The sequence below is a fragment of the Thermasporomyces composti genome (assembly GCF_003386795.1).
Taxonomy (GTDB): domain Bacteria; phylum Actinomycetota; class Actinomycetes; order Propionibacteriales; family Actinopolymorphaceae; genus Thermasporomyces; species Thermasporomyces composti.
Genome location: NZ_QTUC01000001.1, coordinates 2,283,304 through 2,302,678, shown reverse-complemented (window position 1 = coordinate 2,302,678; position 19,375 = coordinate 2,283,304). Strand labels below are relative to the sequence as shown.

Annotated in this window: 14 protein-coding genes; 9 read left to right on the top strand and 5 right to left on the bottom strand. The window is 69.4% G+C overall.

Annotated features, from left to right (window positions below):
* Positions 1-110 precede the first annotated feature (110 nt).
* Both DFJ64_RS09915 and hisC read right to left on the bottom strand, forming a co-directional pair.
* Positions 111-1,208, bottom strand: a complete 1,098-nt coding sequence (locus DFJ64_RS09915) for a chromosomal replication initiator protein DnaA (protein WP_115850210.1) — start codon at positions 1,206-1,208, stop codon at positions 111-113.
* A 151-nt stretch (positions 1,209-1,359) separates the two neighbouring features.
* Entirely contained in the window at positions 1,360-2,466 is a 1,107-nt protein-coding gene (gene hisC / locus DFJ64_RS09910) for a histidinol-phosphate transaminase (RefSeq protein ID WP_115850209.1), read from the bottom strand.
* Between the two features lie 121 nt (positions 2,467-2,587).
* Between hisC and DFJ64_RS09905 the strand changes: the two genes are divergently transcribed.
* The 3 genes from DFJ64_RS09905 (at position 2,588) to DFJ64_RS09895 (ending at position 5,216) form a co-directional block, all read left to right on the top strand.
* Positions 2,588-3,265, top strand: coding sequence for a DUF3159 domain-containing protein (locus DFJ64_RS09905; RefSeq protein ID WP_245941047.1), 678 nt, complete (start codon positions 2,588-2,590; stop codon positions 3,263-3,265).
* Positions 3,266-3,441: 176 nt separating this feature from the next.
* Entirely contained in the window at positions 3,442-4,197 is a 756-nt protein-coding gene (locus DFJ64_RS19895; RefSeq protein ID WP_245941046.1) for a PadR family transcriptional regulator, read from the top strand.
* A 113-nt stretch (positions 4,198-4,310) separates the two neighbouring features.
* A complete protein-coding gene (locus tag DFJ64_RS09895) occupies positions 4,311-5,216 on the top strand; it encodes a fructosamine kinase family protein (protein WP_115850208.1) in 906 nt (301 codons plus the stop codon).
* A gap of 127 nt (positions 5,217-5,343) precedes the next feature.
* On the opposite strand, the gene DFJ64_RS09890 is transcribed toward DFJ64_RS09895, so the two are convergent.
* Complete coding sequence (locus DFJ64_RS09890) at positions 5,344-7,314, bottom strand: family 20 glycosylhydrolase (RefSeq protein WP_115850207.1); 1,971 nt, start codon at positions 7,312-7,314, stop codon at positions 5,344-5,346.
* Positions 7,315-7,861: 547 nt separating this feature from the next.
* On the opposite strand from DFJ64_RS09890, the gene DFJ64_RS09885 reads away from it, so the two are divergent.
* Complete coding sequence (locus tag DFJ64_RS09885) at positions 7,862-9,706, top strand: alpha-L-fucosidase (RefSeq protein ID WP_115850206.1); 1,845 nt, start codon at positions 7,862-7,864, stop codon at positions 9,704-9,706.
* A gap of 75 nt (positions 9,707-9,781) precedes the next feature.
* Here DFJ64_RS09885 and DFJ64_RS09880 read toward each other — a convergent pair whose 3' ends face one another.
* Positions 9,782-10,510 carry a TetR/AcrR family transcriptional regulator gene (locus DFJ64_RS09880; RefSeq protein WP_115851959.1) on the bottom strand — a complete coding sequence of 243 codons (729 nt, stop codon included), beginning with the start codon at positions 10,508-10,510 and terminating at the stop codon, positions 9,782-9,784.
* A gap of 88 nt (positions 10,511-10,598) precedes the next feature.
* On the opposite strand from DFJ64_RS09880, the gene DFJ64_RS09875 reads away from it, so the two are divergent.
* The gene (locus tag DFJ64_RS09875) at positions 10,599-10,934 is read left to right on the top strand and encodes a rhodanese-like domain-containing protein (protein ID WP_115850205.1); all 336 of its coding nucleotides are present in this window, start codon (positions 10,599-10,601) and stop codon (positions 10,932-10,934) included.
* A 326-nt stretch (positions 10,935-11,260) separates the two neighbouring features.
* The gene (locus DFJ64_RS09870) at positions 11,261-12,172 is read left to right on the top strand and encodes an endonuclease/exonuclease/phosphatase family protein (RefSeq protein ID WP_245941045.1); all 912 of its coding nucleotides are present in this window, start codon (positions 11,261-11,263) and stop codon (positions 12,170-12,172) included.
* Positions 12,173-12,318: 146 nt separating this feature from the next.
* Here DFJ64_RS09870 and DFJ64_RS09865 read toward each other — a convergent pair whose 3' ends face one another.
* Complete coding sequence (locus DFJ64_RS09865) at positions 12,319-15,501, bottom strand: glycosyl hydrolase family 95 catalytic domain-containing protein (RefSeq protein WP_115850204.1); 3,183 nt, start codon at positions 15,499-15,501, stop codon at positions 12,319-12,321.
* Positions 15,502-15,695: 194 nt separating this feature from the next.
* On the opposite strand from DFJ64_RS09865, the gene DFJ64_RS09860 reads away from it, so the two are divergent.
* The 3 genes from DFJ64_RS09860 to DFJ64_RS09850 all read left to right on the top strand — a co-directional run bounded on the left by DFJ64_RS09860 (position 15,696) and on the right by DFJ64_RS09850 (position 19,305).
* Complete coding sequence (locus DFJ64_RS09860; RefSeq protein WP_115851957.1) at positions 15,696-17,213, top strand: sugar ABC transporter ATP-binding protein; 1,518 nt, start codon at positions 15,696-15,698, stop codon at positions 17,211-17,213.
* Entirely contained in the window at positions 17,210-18,268 is a 1,059-nt protein-coding gene (locus tag DFJ64_RS09855) for an ABC transporter permease (protein ID WP_115850203.1), read from the top strand. Before DFJ64_RS09860 ends, DFJ64_RS09855 begins: the two co-directional genes overlap by 4 nt.
* Positions 18,269-18,351: 83 nt before the next feature.
* Positions 18,352-19,305 carry an ABC transporter substrate-binding protein gene (locus tag DFJ64_RS09850; protein WP_245941044.1) on the top strand — a complete coding sequence of 318 codons (954 nt, stop codon included), beginning with the start codon at positions 18,352-18,354 and terminating at the stop codon, positions 19,303-19,305.
* Positions 19,306-19,375 lie beyond the last annotated feature (70 nt).

Below are 19,375 nucleotides of genomic sequence, written 5' to 3'. Positions count from 1 at the left end.
GGGTAAGGCTTTGCGTCAATCGAATACGGCCGATGAGCGAGGATCCAGCCATCCGTAAGTGGCCACGGCCAATGAGCGGCCACGCCCAAGCGCCGGAAGACCGGATCCGGTCACTGGAACGACTGGTCACCGGGCCAGCGTGGCTGGTTCTCCTGCGAAGGCAGACCCGATTGCCCGGGCAGCGCACGGCGGCCACGTGGTGAGGGGGGCCACTGCTCGGACCGTTGCTCCGGTGCCGCGCTGTGGTCTGATGCCGGGTAGCGGTCTGGTGTCGGGTAACGGTCTGACGCCGAGTAGCGGTCTGGTGCCGAGTAGTGGTCTGGCCGAGGGGACGACGGATCCCTGCGGGAGTGGTCGGATGGCGACAGGTGGCCAGGCGTCGACAGATAGTGGTCGGGTCCTGACAGACGATCCTCGTCTCGTGGATAGTCGTAGGCCTGCGGATAGGGCGTGTGATCGTCGAACGAGGCGTGCTCCGGGCCGGGGAACCGCTGAGACCACGGATCGGCTTCGGACGGGCGGTGCAGATCCTGGGTGGGATCGCTTCTCGTGGGATCCGCCGACGCGGGATCGGCCACCGTCGGATCGATCCCCCGGTGACTGGAACCGCTCTGCTGCGCGCCGGAGTACGGTTCCATCCCTTGGTACGCGGATTCCATCGGATAGCCTGCGGGGCGCTCGGTGGCCGGCTCCGACGACTCCTCGTGGGCCCGGTGGGGCGGGTAGTCGTGCCAGCGCGTGGTGTGGTAGCCCTCACCGTGCGGGTCATCGCCGGCGAGACCGCCGTAGCCCGGCATCTCCGTGCGGCCTGCCATGCCGCTCGTCACGTCAGCGCCGCCTGCCAGCTCAGCACCGCCCGGCCGGTCAGTGCGACCCGTCGTCTCAGTCCGGGTCGGCACCTCGCTCCGGCCCGGGAACTCGGTCTCGACCCGACCACGCGCGCGTCTGTCGTCGCGCTGGACGTCACCGATCGTCTCGTCGTCCTCCTCCTCGACCATCGCGGCCTGCACGCGCGCGACCGCGCCGACGGCGAGCGCGACAGCCGACAGCTGGAAGCCCAGCCCGATCCAGGGGAAGAGGGGGAGCTGGTCGTCGTTGAGGTCGAGGGGGCCGAGCTCGACGCCGGACACGTCGAGGCCCACGAGTGCTTGGAGGACAAGGCCCACACCCACGAGGGTTCCCCGCAGGAGCTGCCCGAGGAGCGTCATGGCGGGAAGCGTAACGGTGGCATCCCCCGGGCTGAACGCTCGCGTCGATCTCGGGAGCTGGCTGCGGTGGCCATAACCGGCAATGACGGCGCGGCGGCTGGACGCAACGCCAGCGGTTCCCTTTCGGCACGGCTCCGCGCCAGCAGCACCCTCAGCGGTGGTCGCGGGAGGAGAGTCCGCGACTCGAGGCCCACCGGGCCGCCACTTCGAGCACGAGGTCGTTCGCCTTCTGCTCGCCGATGCTGATCCGACAGCCGTCTCCGGCGAACGTGCGCACGATGACGCCTTCCGCCTCGCACGCGGCGGCGAACACCTCCGCCTCGTCGCCCAAGGGAAGCCAGACGAAGTTGGCCTCGGTGGCGGGGACGTCGAAGCCGTACTCGCGGAGCGCCACGGCGACCCTGCGCCGTTCCTCGACCAGTCGCTCCACCGCCGCCAGCAGGACGTCCTCGCAGGCCAGCGCCGCCAGCGCCGCCTCCTCGGCCAGCGACGAGACCGCGAACGGCGGCGCGCACGCGCGCAGCGCGTCGGCCACCGGCTCGTGCGCGATCGCGTACCCGACCCGCAGGTTGGCCAGGCAGTAGGCCTTGGAGAAGGTCCGGAGCAGGCAGACGTTGGGGTGCTCGCGATAGAGGGCGAGCGCGTCAGCGGCGTTCGGGTCGCGGACGAACTCCAGGTAGGCCTCGTCGACGAGGACGAGAACGTCCGTGGGCACTCGCGCGAGGAACGCCGCAAGCTCGTCGTGATGGACGACCGGACCGGTCGGGTTGTTCGGCGTGCAGACGAGAATCGCACGCGTCCGATCGGTGACCCGCTCCGCCATGGCGTCGAGGTCGAGCCGGGCATCCGGGGTCAGTGGCACCTCGATCCTGGTGGCGCCGGCCACCTGTGCGGCGACCGGGTACGCCTCGAACGAGCGCCAGGCGTAGATCACCTCGTCGCCGGGCTCGCAGACCGCGTGCAGCAGGTGGTAGAGGAGGGCGACCGAGCCGGTGCCGACGGCCAGGTGGCTCGTCGGAACCCCCAACCGCTCGGAGAGCTTCGCCACCAGTCGTCCGGAGGTCAGGTCGGGGTAGCGGTTGATCGTCTCCGCCGCTCGACGAACGGCGTCGACCAGCTCGGGCGGCGGCGGGAAAGGGTACTCGTTGCTGGAGAGCTTGTACGTCGGCCGCCCCGTCGCCGACGTCGCCGAACGGCCTGGCTTGTACGACGGGATGCCCTCGAGGGCGCGTCGCAGGCGAGGTCCAGGTGCGGTCATGGCTTCACCTTAGGGTTACCGCGTAACCGAGAGGTTACGAGGCGCCGGGGTGGGCCATACCACAACCACCGGCCGCCGAAGCCCTCTCCACCCCGACGCTGGTTAGGGCAGGCTAAGTGCCGTGCACGTGCCTGACCTCGAGCAGTCCCGTCCGGAGACGACCGGCCCGGAGTCGCTGTCGCAGCTGCTCGGCGGCTGGCGGGCGTCCACCGACGCCACTCTGCCACCGGTCGCGTTCGTCGTGGGTTGGCTCGTGTCCGGTCATTCCATCGGCGCCGGCGCCGGCGCCGCGATCGCGGTGGCCGTCCTCCTCGCCGGATACCGCCTGCTGCGCGGCACCCGCCCTCGCGCGGTCCTCCTCGGGCTGCTCGGCGTGGCGGTCGCGGCCACCGTCGCCCTTCGAACCGGTCGGGCAGTCGACTTCTTCCTGGTCCAGCTCGCGAGCAACGCGGCGAGCGCCCTGGCCTGGGCCGTCAGCATCGTGGTCCGCTGGCCCCTCCTCGGCGTCGTGGTGGGCGCGGCCCTTGGGCAGCGAACTCGCTGGCGCAGGGACCCGGACCTGCTCCGCGCGTACTGCCGCGCGTCCTGGGTGTGGGTCTGCCAGTACACCGTCCGGGTGGTGGTGTTCGGGGTCTTGTACGCGGCGAACGCCGTGGTCGCGCTTGGCATCGCCCGGGTCGCGCTGAGCTGGCCGCTCGTGGCCGCGTGTGTGGCGGTCAGTGCGTGGGTCGTCCGGCGCTCGCTCCCCGCCGACCACCCCGGTTTCCGGCACCCGCGACTTCCTGCACCCGCGAACTGATCCCTCGGCCTCGCACGCCGCTGTCTCGCCACCGCACCACTGCCTCGCGCTCGCCTCAGCTCCGCTCGCCCCTGTCGCCTCGCGACACCCTTGTCGACGCTGTATCGGCGATATATCGTGAAGCATCGTCAAGGTATCGTGAAGCATCGTCAAGCGCGAGGGAGGAGTGTGCGAGCGTGAGAGCACACCACACATCACCGTCCGGGACACCGCTGTTCGGGACATCGCCGTTCGGGTCACCGAGGCACACGTGGCCGTTCGGGCGCCTGCTAGGCGCGCTCCCGCACGCCCTCTGGCGGACGTTCGAGAGCACCGCGGGGCCCACGGGCGGGCGGGGGTTCCGGGCACACCGCCGCCGGTTCCACAGCGGAGGTCCGCACGCCGGCGGGTTCGGTCCCTGGGGCGCCCCGTGGGGTGGCGCCGGTTCCTGGGGCGGCTGGGGAGCGTGGTTCGGCCCCCATGGCTTCCGACGCGGTCCTCGGGCTCGCCGCGGCGACATCCGCGCGGCGATCCTCCACCTCCTCGCCGAGAGCGACCAGCCGATGCACGGCTACGAGATGATCCGGGAGCTGCGTGACCGCACGGGAGGTATCTGGCGGCCCAGTCCCGGATCGATCTACCCGACCCTCCAGCTCTTGGAGGACGAAGGCCTGGTGACGGCCACCGAGCGGGACGGCAAGAAGGTGTACTCGCTCACCGACGCGGGCCGCGCTGAGGTCGACGCGCGCGGTGGGGCCGCCCCGTGGGAGGACCTGACGGAGCCGGCCGACTCGCCGTGGGCGGAGCTGCGCGCGGCGGGCATGAGCCTGATGGTGACCGCGATGAGCGCCGCCCAGGGCGCCAACGAGGCGCAGCTCCGGCGGATCGCGCAGATCCTCCGAGAGACGCGCACACGGATCCTGCGCATCCTCGGCGAGGAAGACGAGGACTGAAGACGAGGACTAGGGCCGACCCGTCGCGACCGGACACGCCGAGAGACCCACTCGTAATCACATAGAGATATCAAAACTGCACATTTTGTGACCGAGCGACCTACTATCGACGAATGGCTCGGCAGGCAAGCATCGCGTACCACGTGGAAGGTCTCCTCGGCACCGCGGTCATCGCGACCAGCCCGGTAGCCGGTGGCAACCTCTGTGTCGCGACCCGCGTCCGTCTCGGCGACGGGCGTAGCGTCTTCGTCAAGACCCGGCCTGGCGCCCCTGAGAGCTTCTTCGCGACCGAAGCCCGCAACCTCGCCTGGCTTCGCGCGGCCGGAGAGGACGCCGCCGCGGTCCCAGAGGTCCTGGGGTACGACCGGGAGTGTCTGGTCCTGAGCTGGGTGGAGACCGGGCGCCCGACACCGGAGGCCGCCGAGCGGCTGGGTCGAGCGCTGGCTCACACCCACCTCGCCGGGGCGCCGACGTTCGGCGCGGAGGTCGACGGCTTCATCGGCCCTCTGCCGCAACCCAACGCGCCCAGCGAGCGGTGGCCGGAGTTCTACGGTCGCTACCGGGTGGAGCCGTACTTGCGGATGGCGTTCAACCGAGGCCGCCTCGACGCCGGCGACGCCAACGCGATCTGCGGAGTGCTGGACCACCTCGACGAGCTCGCCGGACCACCGGAGCCGCCCGCACGCATCCATGGCGACCTCTGGTCCGGCAACATCATCTGGTCGCCCGATGGCGTCCCTCGTCTGGTGGACCCGGCCGCGTACGGCGGACATCGGGAGAGCGACCTGGCCACGCTCGTCCTGTTCGGCGCGCCGCACCTCGACCGACTCCTCGCGGCGTACCAGGAGGTCTACCCTCTCGCCGACGGCTGGCGGGACCGGTTGCTCATCCACCACCTGCACCCGCTGCTGGCGCACGCGGCGATGTACGGCGGGAGCTACGGGGCGCGAGCGGGGCAGGTGGCGCGGCGCATCCTGTCCGCCCGCCAGCGCCAGACCTCCGGCGCGAGCCTGCCCTGACCGCTCGCGCCCACCGACGCCCTGGCTCGCGCACCCGCGGTCGGCGGCCTCTCCAGGGGAGTCTGGAGGGGAGGGAGTCTGCGGGGGAGACAGGGGAGAGGGTCGCTCGGTCGAGAAGGACAGCCCCTCAGTCAAGAGGGACAGCCGTGAACAGCGCCGGCGTGCGCTCGTCGGGCGGCATCTGCACGGCGACGTCCGCCTCCCCTCGGGTCACCGGCAGCTGGGAGACGGCGTTGACCAGTCGAACGGCCCCGCCCGGACCAGGGACCAGCTGCCAGCGCTGGGTCTTCTGCGACGCGGCCGTCGAGCATTCGATGAGCGTGAACGGCGCGCCAGCCTCGAGCGGCACGTTGAGGTACCGTCGCCCCTCCTCGATCGTCAGGCACACGTCGGTCCCCGTCGACCGGAGGCGGTAGTAGCCGTCCGAGGTGGGCAGCAGGTCCCACGTCGCGGAGGATCCGGCGACGAAGCCGGCGGCCGCCCCTGGCTCCGCCGCCAGGGGGGCCAGCCGGTCGCCGCCTGGCGGAACGTCACGGGCTCCCTTCGGCGTCACGTCCACGAACGCGTAGGTGCCCGCGGGCAGTGGCTGACGGTCGATGTTCTCCCAGCCCGGCGCGTGACCGATCGCCTCGGCCAGCGCCACGAACTCGTCGTACGAGTCGGTCGGCTTCGGCCCGCCCCACGTGGTCAGCGCGAGGTGGCGCAGCGGCATGAACGCCTGGACCTCGACCTCGTTCTCCGTGTGCCCCCGACCGTTGTCGGGCCACATCGTGATCTTGGCGCCGGTAAGATCGGGGTGTCGTGCAGTCAGCGTCTCGTTCTCGAAGCGCAGCGGCGTCCAGTCGGTCTCATACAGCTGCCGGGTGTCGGTCTGGAAGCCGCCCCGCACGAGGTACAGCGCGTACGAGGAGTTCATGACCCGGTGGCCGGCCTCGAGCAACTGCGACGGACGCAGGATGTGGGAGCGGCCGTCCCAGTGCTCGACGACGATGTCCGGGTCCAGCGGAATCGTGTTCTCGCCCGCGAGACCGTCGTTCCAGATGCGCAGGGTCTTGCCCTTGCTCTTGACGTGCGCGTTCACCCGGTTGATGAAGTCGACGAACGCGTCCTGGGGTGTCGCGTCGGGGCCGAACTTCTCGCGGGCGTACTCGAGGATGTGGGGATAGTCCTCGTACGCCGAGCCGAGCATGTACTCGTCCGCGCCCATGTGCCAGTACGGCGTGTCCCACACCTCGAGCGCCTCGTCGATGAGACCGGTGAGGAAGTCGAACGCCTCCGGCTTGGTGATGTCGAGCCGTGACGGCTGCCGGTTGCCGTAGCGGTCGACGAGCTGCAGCTCGGGATAGTTCTCCAGGTAGGGGTCGATGTGGCCGGGCGAGTTGATCTCCGGCACCAGGGTGATGTGGTACTTCCGCGCCAGAGCCGACAGCCGCCGCACCTCGTCCTTGGTGTAGTAGCCCCAGAACACCGTTCCCGGGTACCGGTCGCTCTTGACCTTCGCCTCGATCCAGAGCTGGTTGAGCTTGAGGTAGGCCATGTCCCTCATCAGGCGCTCGAACCACGCCATCGAGACGTGGATGTAGCACGCGCAGACACCCACACCCCGCTCCGGGTAGGTCGGGACGTCGATCGTGCGACCACGCGGGAGGGCGTCCGTCGTGGCGAGGACCTGGAGGATGGTGCGGGTGCCGTAGAACACGCCGGTCGGCGTGGCACCGGTGACGTGGACGACGTCGTCGATGTGGAGGTCGTAGCCTTCACCGCCCAGGTCGTGTCGCTGCGGGTCCACCTCGAGCACCAGGTCGCCGGGCCTCGCCGCGGCCAGGCCGCGCACGACCCTAGGCCGGTGGCCGGTGCGCTCCTCGAGCTCCCGGGCGAACTCGAGAGCGTCCTGGTGGACCCGGACGGCGCGCGGCTGGACGAGGATGCGCGTACGCGTGGACAGCGTGACCGTACCCTGGCCGCCGGACCAGTTCGTGAGGGACGGAATCACCTGGGGCGGTGGGTTGGGGGCGGTGGCGCTCGCCACGCCCACGGGTGTCGCGAGGAGCAGCAGGAAGGCAGCGACCACCACGAACGTCCGACGTACGACCTTCATCGCCCCCTCCTCGCACCAGCCGCGCGTCGACCGTGTGCCAGCTAAGTCACGCCCGGAATCGTTGTCGAGGACGAGCACCGCTCTGTTCCGTAAGTGGCCGACGTCATGCTGTCCAGGTCGGCTCCCGGGAGGTCCGTGCCGGGTCGTTCCTCTTCGTGGCCGGCTTCTGCGCGGTTTCTCGGAGACCGGTCCTTTGCAGGCCAGTTCCGTTCCAGGCCAGGACGTTCCTTTCCGAGCGCGAGTCAGACGACCATGCTCACGAGCCACGACCATGCTCACGAGCCAACAGGCGCCACACGTCGAAGGGGAGTCGACGATGCCTGAGCCCGCGTCCGCACCCGCGTCCTGGAATCCTGCGGTTCGCTTCTGGCACCACGGGGTCTCGCGACGAGGCCACACCCCCGCCCGATCGCGGAGAACCGCACCCGCTGTCGCCGCAGCCGTGACGTTGACGGTGTCGGTGCTGGCCACGGCACCCTCGAGCGCGGCGTCCCCCTCGGCGGCGGAGAATGCCGGGTCCCCGTCGTCGCACCAGGTGGAGGCGCCCATGGCAAGCCCCGATTGTCGGTCCGCGATTCGTCCCGCGCCCGTCCTCCCGGTCCTCGAGTGCGATGGCTTCGACCGCGTCCTGGCCAAGGCGTCCGCCATCGTTCCGGAGCGGCGACACCTGGACTGGCAGCGGCTCGAGGTCACCGGCTTCACCCACGTCGGCATGAACACGTTCACCAACCGGGAGTGGGGCTCCGGCATGGAGAAGGAGGAGCGGTTCGCGCCGATTCGGATCGACGTCGACCAGTGGATGGACAGCTTCGTGGACATGGGTGCGGGCTTGGCCATGCTCACCGCCAAGCACCACGACGGTTTCGTCCTCTACCCCACCCGCTACACGCCCCACTCCGTCATCGCCAGCCCGTGGTGGGTGCGTCTCGACGGCTGCGAGGACGCCGACGCCGTGCGCGCCGCCCGCGCGCGGGCCGAGGAGCGACGTCGCGAAGGGCTGGGTGACGCGTACTGGCAGGTCCGCGACGTCGGATGCGTCAACCCGGACGGCGACATCCTGCGTCGCTACGTCGACGCCGCCCGCGCGAGAGGCTTGCGCGTGGGGGTCTATCTCTCGCCCTCCGACGGCGCCGAGCTGCCACACGAGTGGCACAAGAACACCTACATCCCGATGATCGAGGCCAAGCCGGCCGACCAGCGCAACGCCGCCGAGCGAGCCACGCTCGAGGACGCACCGGCGCCCCCGGCCGGGCTGGGCCGCTTCGGCAACGGCAGCGAGCCCAAGCCGCGCATCATCCCGACGCTGGTGCCCAACGACGACCGAGCCGAGAAGGTCGCCTCCGGCGAGCTGCCGTCGTTCCGGGTGACCGTCAACGACTACGACGCCTACTACCTCAACCAGCTCTACGAGATCTTCACCGAGTACGGCCCGATCGACGAGCTGTGGCTGGACGGCGCCAACCCGTGGTCCGGCTCGGGCATCACCCAGGACTACGACTTCACGACGTGGTTCTGGCTCATCAAACAGCTCTCGCCGAACACGCTGGTCTTCGCGGGTCCGCAGGGAACCCGCTGGGTCGGGAACGAGGCGGGCGTCGCGCGGACGACCGAGTGGAGCGTCGTCCCGATGACCGGTGACCCCGACACCGCCCACAACGAAGGGCTCATCGCGGGTGGTGCCATGGCCGAGGACATCGGGTCCCGCCACGTGCTCGCCGACCCACGGGTGCGGTTCCTCCAGTGGTACCCGGCCGAGGCCGACACCTCGATCCGGCCTGGGTGGTTCTTCCACCCGACGGAGCGGCCGAAGAGCGCCGAGGACCTGGTCCGGACCTACCAGCAGTCCGTCGGCCGTAACGCGGTCCTGCTCCTCAACGTGCCACCGACGCCGGACGGTGTCGTGCACGAGGACGACGTGGCGGTCCTGCGGTCGTTCGGCGCCGCCATCCGCGCCACGTACGCGACGAATCTGCTGGAACGCCAGCCGAACGATCCCGAGCCGTCCCCGAGCGACCGGAAGCTCATCGAGCTGCTGACCGACGACGACATGACGACCGCCTGGTCGCCCCCACGCAAGGCGACCACCGGCACGGTCGAGATTCGGCTGCCCGGGACGCGGACGTTCGATCAGATACGGCTCGGTGAGGACATCACCCGTGGTCAGCAGGTTGAGCAGTTCGTCGTCGAGGCCTGGGACGGAACGGACTGGCTCCGCTTGACGTCCACGAGCGGACCGCGGACCGCGACGACGATCGGCTACAGCCGGATCCTCGTCCTGGACGAGCCGATCACCACGGATAGACTTCGCATCCACGTCCTCCAGGCTCGGGCAACACCGCGCATCGGGTTCGTCGGCCTCTACCGAACCGCGCCACCGGCCCCAGCCGACTAGCGGTGGCGCCGGTCTGGCGACCCCCGCGCGGGACGAACGCTGGGAAGCGCCGGTCGAACCTTCGAGGCCTTGCCGCTAGGAGCCGCCTCGTCGGGTGGACGAGCGGCCCTGGCGACCACGGCTCGACGAGCGCTGTCGCCGGGAGGACGACGGACGACGTCGGCCGGTGGTCGGCTGTTCGACGATCGCGCGCGCGGCGCCGGCGAGGCCGTCCTGGACTCGGCTGAGCGTGAACTCCTCCCGCAGGGCCTTGCGCTGGTCGGCGGCGAGCGGGGCGAGGAGGACGTGCGCCAGGTACTCGGCGTCGAGGTCGTCCCGCGCCGCGGCGATCTGGAGAGCGACGTGGCGATGCCACAGCCGGTACGCCCCGATGCGGTAGCGGGCCCCCGGGCTCGCCGTCTCCGAGAGGTGGATGAGCTCCAGGTTCTCGTCGAGGAACTCGGCATACGCCCGGAGGAACGCCACGAGCCGCTCGAGCGGTGGCGCGCCCGGTCCGAGCGGTGGCGGCCCGCTGAGGATCGCGTCTTGCAGGTCGCGTTCGCGCTGGTCGAGGAGGGCGACCGCAAGCCCGGCCTTGTCGCCGAACCGACGGAAGAGAGTGCCCTTGCCGACGCCGGCCTCGGCCGCGATCTGGTCCATGGAGACGGCCGCGACGCCGTGGACGGCGAAGAGCCGCGCGGCGGCGGCGAGGATCCTGGCCCGGTTCCGGGCTGCGTCGGCCCGCTCCTTCCGCGGCTCGGTGCCGATCGAGAGGAGCTCTACGTCCTGGGAATAACCGGACTGTGGTCCGCCTTTATCTCTCATGTCGAACAGGACTGTAGTCCGGTTCGGCCGGACGAGCGACGCCTCTCGGTCGGCCGACGCCGGCGCGCCTGACCTGAAAGGAAGGACCATGACCGCACTCATCAGTCGCGAGGAGCTCCAGGCCGCGATCACCGCCGGCACAGTGATCGTCGTCGACACCCTCCCCGCCGAGTACTACGCGAAGCAGCACCTGCCCGGGGCCATCAACCTGGTCGAGGCCGACGTCGCGACCAGGGCCGCCGAGCTCCTCCCCGACCGAGCCGCGGCGATCGTGACGTACTGCGCCAACGCCGCGTGCGGCAACAGCCAGGCGGTGGCCACCAAGCTCGAGCAGCTTGGCTACCGCAACGTGCGCAAGTATCGCGAGGGCATCCAGGACTGGGTTGCGGCCGGCCTGCCCGTCGAGTCGCGCGTCGGTTCCTAGCCCGGTTCGCACCGACCGGACCATCGGGAGGCGGGGTCCCTTCGGTCGTCCTCCGAAGGGGCCCCGCCGGTCCCCCGATGGGACCCGTCCACCACCACACCGTGGCCGATGCCGGAAACGACCACGATCGCAAGGCAGGGTTGACGACACCTCGACGGTGCCTGCAGGGCCGACCCGCCTCTGCGTCGTCAGCTTCCTCGGCAGCACGCCCGCCCATCGACACCGAGGGTTCACCGATCTGACCCCAACCGGCCGTCGACAGGCCTCGTCATGATCGTGCGGCTTCTCTACTCTCCGGGACGGCCATCCCCGCAAGGAGGTTTCCCGTGTCCGATGACATGCGCCGTCGCACGCTTCTCACCGCAGGATTGACCCTCGGGGCCGTCCCGATCGTCTCCGGTGTGTTCACCCGCACCGCCCACGCGGCGGAGGCGCCGCTCATCGGTCCCGCGCGTGGCGACGACATCCACGTGATGACGTACAACATCCGATACGACCGGCCTGACCCGTCACCGGACTCGTGGCCGGAGCGGCTGCCGCTGATCGCCGAGCAGCTGCGCCGGGAACGCCCCACGATCCTCGGGACGCAGGAGGGCCTCTACCACCAGGCGCGGCAGATCCGCGACGAGCTGCCGCCCTTCTACGACTTCATCCACCTGTTCCGCAACGGCGGCAGCCAAGGCGAGGGCATGGTGATCTACTTCGACACCAACCGCCTGCAACCCGTCGCCTACGACCACCTGTGGCTGTCCGACACGCCGCGGCTCATCGGCTCGGCGACCTGGGGTAACACCGTCATTCGCATGCTCACGTGGGTGCGCTTCCACGACCTCAAGACCGGACGCGAGTTCGTGCACCTCAACACCCACTTCGACCACCAGTCGGAGAACTCGCGTCAGCGCAGCGCCGAGATGGTCCGGGACGTGGTCGCCGAGTTCGACGTGCCCGTCATCGTCACCGGCGACTTCAACAGCACGGCCGGCGTCTCGGCGTCGTACCAGATCCTCACCGAAGGCGGGCTCGTCGACACATGGGAGGGTGCGAGCGAGCGACTCACCCCGGAGTACAACACGTTCAACTCCTGGAACACCACGCCCGTCGAGGGCGGCGACCGGATCGACTGGATCCTCGTCACGCCGCAGGTGAGCGTCTCCAAGATCGGCATCAACACCTGGAGCCGTGACGGACACACCCCCTCCGACCACTGGCCGGTGCAGGCGCTCGTCCGCCTCCGCTAGGCCAGCGCGAGCGCCGGCTGTCCTGACGTGGGCCCCACCAACCGCGTGGTGGGGCCCACAACTTTGCGAGGCGAGCGTGCTCGCGGACCGTGCTCCCGAAGTGCTGGTGTTCGTGAGGTTCGCACGCGGTCCCTCGGCTCACCGGCTCATGCGCCGTAGACCTGGACCTCCGCGAGCGAGAGCGCGTTGTCGCCGGCCAGCTGGACCCGGACGTACCGGCCAGTCCTGCCGACCTCCACGACGCTGGGTGTTCCGGCCGTGCCCTCGTGGTGGTACGACCACACGTCCGGATCGGCCAGGGTCTCCGCCAGGGACGTCGACGCGAACGGCCGGTCGGACACGTGGACGTAGAAGTCCGTCAACCGCTCGGCGCAGCAGTCCGTCCGGTTCCACACCCGGATCTCGTCGACCTCCGTGACGGCGCCGAGGTCGACCTGCCACCATGCCTCGGGCTCGAAGTCAGTGTGGGTCACCGAGCCCGCGCTCCACACACCACTGGTGTTCCCGTCGACGGCACGTGCCGCCTCACCATCGAAGGCCGTGCTCGACTGCGTCGTCGCCTTGCCGAGGGCGAGGTTCTCCCGCGCGACGTCGACGACGACACGGCTCGACACGGTCCAGTCGTCGGACGCGACCCGCGCGGTCAGCGCGTACGTCCCGTCCGCGACGTCGGCCGGCAGGTCGACCGTGAACGACGCGGTCGCCGAGCGCCCGGACCGGACCGGCGGGAGCTGGACGGTGTCCGACACCGACCAGCCCTCGGGTGTGTCCAGCCACACCCGGGTCGCCGGCACGGCCCGCCGGTCGTTGGCCGTCACGGTGACATCGACCGAGATCGGCGAGCCAGGCCGGACGACCTCCACCGGCGCGTCGGTCGCGATGACCGCCTGCGGAACGATCCGATAGCTCGCGCCCGCCTTCGTCGGCAGCACGATCCGGTCACCTTCGACGCGGAACGGCGCAGGACGGCCATCCGCCCCGTACACCCGCACCGGACCGCGGAAGGCCTCGTGGCGCAACACGGCGTCCCGACCCTTGTCCGACCGGAGGCGGACCTCGGTCACCGCGCCCTCGCGCCAGGTCACCCCGACCGTGAACGCGCCCCGCGCCCGGAGCCCGTCGACGCTGCCGTTCCGCCAGACGCGTGGCAGCGCGGGCAGCACGTCGATGGCGTCAAGGTGACTTTGCACCAACATCTCCGCGACGCCGGCGGTACCGCCGAAGTTGCCGTCGATCTGGAACGGCGGGTGGGTGTCCCACAGGTTCGGCAGCGTCGAATGGGTGAGCTGCTCGCGCAGCATCGTGTGGGCGTGGTCGCCGTCCAGCAGGCGGGCCCAGAAGTTGATCTTCCAGGCCTTGCTCCAGCCGGTGCCGCCGTCACCGCGTGCCCGCAGCGAGACCCGCGCCGCCTCGGCGTACTCCGGCGTGGTCCGGGGCGAGATCTGGTTGCCGGGGTGCAGCGCGTACAGGTGCGAGACGTGGCGATGGTCGTTGGTCGGGTCGTCGTTGTCGATCTTCCACTCCTGCAGCTGCCCCCACGACCCGATTCGCAAGCCGGGGTCCAGCCGGTCCCGGGTCTTTCTCAGCCGCTCGCGGAACTCCTCGTCGACGCCGAGCTCCTCGCTCGCGGCGATGGTGTTGGTCAGCAGGTCCCACACGATCTGCTGCGACATCGACGCCCCCGCGGTGTAGGGGCCGTGCTCGGGCGAGTAGCTGGGCGAGACGACCAGGGTGCCGTCCCGGGGATCCTCGACGAGGAAGTCGAGCCAGAACTTTGCGGTCTCCTTCATCACCGGATAGGCCCGGTCGGCGAGGAAGTCGCGGTCCAGCGTGAACAGGTAGTGCTCCCACAGGTGGCGCGTGAGCCACGCGCCCGCCTCGGGGAACCAGAACGAGGTCGACCAGTCGTGGACCCCGGTGTAGCCGAACGGGTTGGTCTCGTTCTGGACGACCCAGCCGTCGGCGCCGAACATCTCCCGCGCACTGACCCTCCCGGGCGCGCGCAGGGCGTCGATGAACTCGTGCAGCGGCGGCGTGGTCTCGGCGAGGTTGGTCACCTCCGCCAGCCAGTAGTTCATCTGCAGGTTGATGTTCACGTGGTAGTCCGCGCCCCACGGGTTCGAGACCCCCTCGGCCCAGACGCCCTGGAGGTTCGCCGGCAGCGACCCAGGTCGCGACGAGCCGATGAGCAGGTAGCGGCCGTACTGGGTGTACAAGGCCTCGAGGTAGCGGGCGTGCGCAGGCTCGAGTGTCCCCTCGCCGTACCGACGCAGCAGCTCGTCGGTGGGGATGTCAGGGAGCTCTTGGCCGAGGTCGAGGTGGAAGCGGTCGAAGAGCGCCACGACGTCGGCCACGTGCGCCGCCCGCAGCTCGGCGTACGGCTTGGCGGCCGCGGCGTCGACGGTCGCGGTCACTCGCGCGTGCGGGTCCTCACCCCGGTACGTCGGGTACTCGTCCGCGTAGTCGGTACCGGCGGCCAGGACGATGGTCACCGCGTCCGCGCCAGTCACCGTGACCGTGCTGGCGGTGCCGCTGACCGTGCCGCCCTCGGCGGTGACGTGCAGCTGGGACTCGAACCGCAATCCGTTGTCGTCGAGGTTTCCCGCAACCGTGAGCCGGGCGCCGTCTCGCGTGACCTGGGTGTTGCCGCGACCTTCCGGGACCGTCTGGCTGAGGGTGAAGGTCAGCGCGCCGGGCTGGTCGGCGGTGAGGCGGGTGACCAGAACCTGGTCCGGATAGCTGGCGAAGAACTCCCGCCGGTACCGCACCCCGCCGGCCTCGAAGCTGACCGAGGCGATCCCCTCGTCCAAGGTCAGGTCCCGGACGTAGTCGCGCACCGGTCCGAGGTCGCCGAAGTCCAGGCGAATCTCGCCGAAGGTGGTGTACGAGCCGTAGCCGACCTTCGGCTGGCCAAGCAATTCCGTGATCCGTTCGGGATCGACCTGCACCTGCTCGTCGATGAGACGACGGGCCTCTGCCAAGGCGCCGGGACGTGGCGAGGTCCAGTTGCCGTTGGTGTACTCGCGGCCGGGCGCCGGCCCGCCCGTCCACAGCGTCTTCTCGTTGAACTGCAGGCGTTCGACGTTGACGCCGCCGAAGACCACGCCGCCCAGCGAGCCGTTGCCGACCGGCAGGCCTTCACGCTCCCAGCTCGTCGCCGGCTGGGTGTACCAGAGACGGTACGCCGGTGTCGTCCGCTCGGCGAGCGCGGACGCGACCACGCCTGTCGATCCTCCACCACCATGGGCTTCCGCGATATCGACGTCCGAGATACCGAACGACACGCACAGCGCGGCCAAGCCGAGGACGGCCATCCTGCGTCGACCCATAGATTCACTCCATAGCCGCGCCGTGGAGGACGCGACTACCTCCTTGCAGCTTTTGGCCACGTAGGGCGATCGTGGAACGTTGACATCGAACACGTGGGCGTCGCTACGATCGAGCCGCCGTACGCCGTCCGCGTCGCCTTCCTTCCTCGCCGACGACGCATGCGCCTCACCTCTTGACGACGGACTGGAGCGACGTGACCGACCAGCTGCTCAGGCTTGAGGGGATCAGCAAGAGCTTCCCCGGGGTCCGGGCGCTGTCGAACGTGTCGCTGGACCTTCACGCCGGCGAGGTCCACGCGCTGGTCGGCGAGAACGGCGCGGGGAAGTCGACCCTCATGAAGATCCTCACCGGCGTCTACGCCAAGGACGCCGGCACGATCCTCATCGACGGAAAGCCCGTCGACATCGACGGACCACAGACCGCGCAGGCGCTCGGCATCAGCGTCATCCACCAAGAGCTGTCGCTGATGCCCGACCTCACCATCGCCGAGAACATCTTCATCGGACGTGAGAAGCGCCGCTGGTGGGCGTTCGTCGACAACAAGGACCTCAACCGCCGCGCCGCTCAGCTCTTCGACCAGCTCGGTATCTATCTCGATCCGCGGACCAAGGTCGGCGACCTCGTGGTCGCTCAGCAACAGGTCGTCGAGATCGCCAAAGCGCTGTCGTTCGACGCCCGCATCCTCGTCATGGATGAGCCCACAGCGGCGCTCACCGAGCAGGAGACGCGGGTGTTGTTTCGCATCATCCGCGACCTGAAGCGGCGAGGCACCGGCATCATCTACATCTCGCACCGACTGGAAGAGCTGCGCGAGATCTCCGACCGCATCACCGTCCTGCGCGACGGTGAGTACATCGCGACCATGCCGACCGCGGACGCCGATGTCCGTCGGGTGATCGCGCTCATGGTGGGCCGCGAGATCACCCACCAGACGCGGCCCGCACGGTCCACCCGACAACGTCCGACGGTCCTCGAGGTTCGTGGACTCACCACGAAGGACCTGCTGCGCGACGTCAGCTTCGACGTGCGAGAAGGCGAGATCCTCGGCTTCGCCGGGCTCATGGGCGCGGGGCGCACCGAGGTCGCGCGGGCGTTGTGCGGAATCGATCCGATCGAGCGCGGCGAGATCTACCTGCGTGGACGCCGGGTGAGGATCAAGAGCCCCGCCGATGCCGCTCGCCTCGGCATGGGGTACCTGTCCGAGGACCGTAAGCGCTTCGGTCTGTTGCTCGACCAAGACATCACCCTCAACGTCGCGTTGTCCTCGCTCCCGTCGTTCACCGGGCCGCTCGGCCTGGTTCGGGACAAGCGCATCCGAGAGGTCTCGGAGGACTACGTGCGGTCGCTGCGCGTCAAGGCGACGTCCGTACGCCAGCAGACCCAAGCGTTGTCCGGCGGCAACCAGCAGAAGGTCGTCCTCGCCCGGTGGCTCGCCAAGGACTGCGACATCCTCCTCGTGGACGAACCCACTCGCGGCATCGACGTCGGCGCGAAAGAGGAGATTTACGAGCTCCTGACGAGCCTGGCGGAGCAGGGCAAGTCGATCATCATGATCTCGTCCGAGCTGCCGGAGGTTCTCCGGCTCGCCCACCGCATCGTCGTCATGTGCGAGGGTCGGGTCACCGGCATCCTCGACAACGCCGACGCGGACCAAGAGACGATCATGGCCTACGCCACGCAGGCCGGTGCTCACGGAGGCATCGCGGTATGAGACGGGTCAGCGACGCGCCGGCGACGAAGGAGACGGCCACCTCGGCTTCGTCGACATCACCCCGGTCCTACCTGGCGGCGCCGCACCGGTGGCTCGAGCTCACCCCGTCGCTGGTGCGACGGCAGTTCCAACAGCTTCTCGCGTTCGCGAGTCTGCTCGTCATCGTCATCTTCTTCTCCGTCGTCAACCCTCACTTCTCGAGTCGGTCCAACCTGACCGGCATCCTCGAGTCGACGACGGTGGTCGGCATCCTCGCGCTGGGGACCACCTTCGTCATCATCACGGGCGGCATCGAGCTGTCCCTGGGCACCGGCATGACGCTGACAGCCGTGCTCACCGGGATCTTCCTCGTCCACCTTGGCCTGCCGCTGCCCGTCGGCGTCCTCTGCGGGATCCTCAGTGGTGCCCTCATCGGCTTCATCAACGGCACCACGATCGCGTTTCTCGGGATCCCGCCGTTCATCGCCACGCTCGCGACCATGCTGATCGCCGAAGGCCTGGCGCTGGTCATCTCCGGCGCCGCGCCGATCTACTTCAGTGAGGTCGCGGGATTCACCGGTATCGCTCGAGGCACGCTCATCCCCTGGCTGCCCAACGGCGTGCTCATCCTGTTCGTCCTCACCGTCATCGCGGCGATCGTCCTCAACAAGACGCTGCTCGGCCGCTACACCTTCGCGATCGGCAGCAACGAGGAGGCGGCGAAGATCTCCGGCGTCAACGTCCGGAGGTGGAAGATCGCCGTCTACACGCTCTCCGGCGCGTTCATGGGAGTCGCCGGTCTCGTCCTCGCCGCCCGACTCAACTCCGCCCAACCCGCGCTCGGCGTGGGCTACGAGCTGCAGGCCATCGCGGCCGTCGTCATCGGGGGAACGTCGTTGCAGGGCGGCAAGGGCAGCATCCTCGGCACTCTGATCGGGGCGTTGATCGTTGGCACGGTCACCAACGGCCTTCGCATCATGTCCGTCGAGCCGGAATGGCAGACCGTCATCATCGGCATCGTCATCCTGCTGGCGGTCTACACCGACATCCTGCGTCGCGGTCGAGCCAGCACCTGACACCACAGCACCGCGACACCTACCACGTTTTCACCACCACGGAGGATCCCATGAGGAAGCGCGGTCCAGGCCTCATTGGCGTGATGGCAGCGGCGCTTCTCATCGCCACCGCATGCGGCGGGTCAGGCGACACGCCGGGAGGTGGTTCGGGCGGCTCGGGCGGCGACCGACCCACCATCGCCCTTGTCTCGAAGGGCTTCCAGCACCAGTTCTGGCAGGCCGTCCGCCAGGGCGCTGAGAAGGCGGCGGAGGAGTTCGACGTCGAGGTCACCTTCGAGGGCCCCGACTCCGAGTCGGAGGTGGCCCAGCAGATCGACATGCTGCAAGCGGCTCTCGACCGCAAACCGGACGCCATCGGATTCGCCGCGCTTGACAGCCAGGCCGCCGCACCTTTGATGGAAGAGGCGAAGCGTCGCGACATCCCGGTGATCGCGTTCGACTCCGGAGTCGACAGCGACGTTCCGCTCACGACCGCCGCCACGAACAACCGAGCGGCCGCGGCGCTCGCGGCCGAGCACATGGTCGAGCTGATCGGTGGGAAAGGAAAGGTCGCGCTCGTCGTCCACGACCAGACCAGCGTGACCGGCGTCGAACGTCGCGACGGGTTCATTGAGTACATCAAGGAGAACGCGCCCGACGTGGAGATCCTGCCCGTCCAGTACGGCGGCGGCGACCACCTCGAGTCGACCAACCTCACCCGAGCCATCATCGAGGGGAACCCCGACATCGCCGGCATCTTCGGAGCCAACGAGGGCTCGGCGATCGGCGTCATCAACGCGGTGAGGGAACTCGGAAAGGCCGGCGAGATCGTCGTGATCGGCTTCGACTCCGGGAAGGCGCAGATCGACGCGATCAAGGACGGCACGATGGCCGGCGCCATCACCCAGAACCCGATCGGAATCGGCTACGAGACCGTCAAGGCCGCCGTCAAGGCGATCAACGGCGAGCAGCTGCCGAAGACGATCGACACCGGTTTCTACTGGTACGACAAGTCCAACATCGACGACGAGGAGATTCAGGCCGTCCTCTACGAGTGAGGCGCCCCGCCCGGCGCGGAAGAACGGTCGAGCGGCCCGGAGGGACGAGCCCCTTCCGGGCCGTTCCTCG

Bases quoted from the DNA above. Each gene is read 5' to 3' on its own strand.
- DFJ64_RS09915 (WP_115850210.1), bottom strand. From the start codon at position 1,208: ATGACGCTCCTCGGGCAGCTCCTGCGGGGAACCCTCGTGGGTGTGGGC.
- hisC (WP_115850209.1), bottom strand. From the start codon at position 2,466: ATGACCGCACCTGGACCTCGCCTGCGACGCGCCCTCGAGGGCATCCCG.
- DFJ64_RS09895 (WP_115850208.1), top strand. From the start codon at position 4,311: ATGGCTCGGCAGGCAAGCATCGCGTACCACGTGGAAGGTCTCCTCGGC.
- DFJ64_RS09890 (WP_115850207.1), bottom strand. From the start codon at position 7,314: ATGAAGGTCGTACGTCGGACGTTCGTGGTGGTCGCTGCCTTCCTGCTG.
- DFJ64_RS09885 (WP_115850206.1), top strand. From the start codon at position 7,862: ATGGCAAGCCCCGATTGTCGGTCCGCGATTCGTCCCGCGCCCGTCCTC.
- DFJ64_RS09880 (WP_115851959.1), bottom strand. From the start codon at position 10,510: ATGAGAGATAAAGGCGGACCACAGTCCGGTTATTCCCAGGACGTAGAG.
- DFJ64_RS09875 (WP_115850205.1), top strand. From the start codon at position 10,599: ATGACCGCACTCATCAGTCGCGAGGAGCTCCAGGCCGCGATCACCGCC.
- DFJ64_RS09865 (WP_115850204.1), bottom strand. From the start codon at position 15,501: ATGGGTCGACGCAGGATGGCCGTCCTCGGCTTGGCCGCGCTGTGCGTG.
- DFJ64_RS09855 (WP_115850203.1), top strand. From the start codon at position 17,210: ATGAGACGGGTCAGCGACGCGCCGGCGACGAAGGAGACGGCCACCTCG.
- DFJ64_RS09850 (WP_245941044.1), top strand. From the start codon at position 18,352: ATGGCAGCGGCGCTTCTCATCGCCACCGCATGCGGCGGGTCAGGCGAC.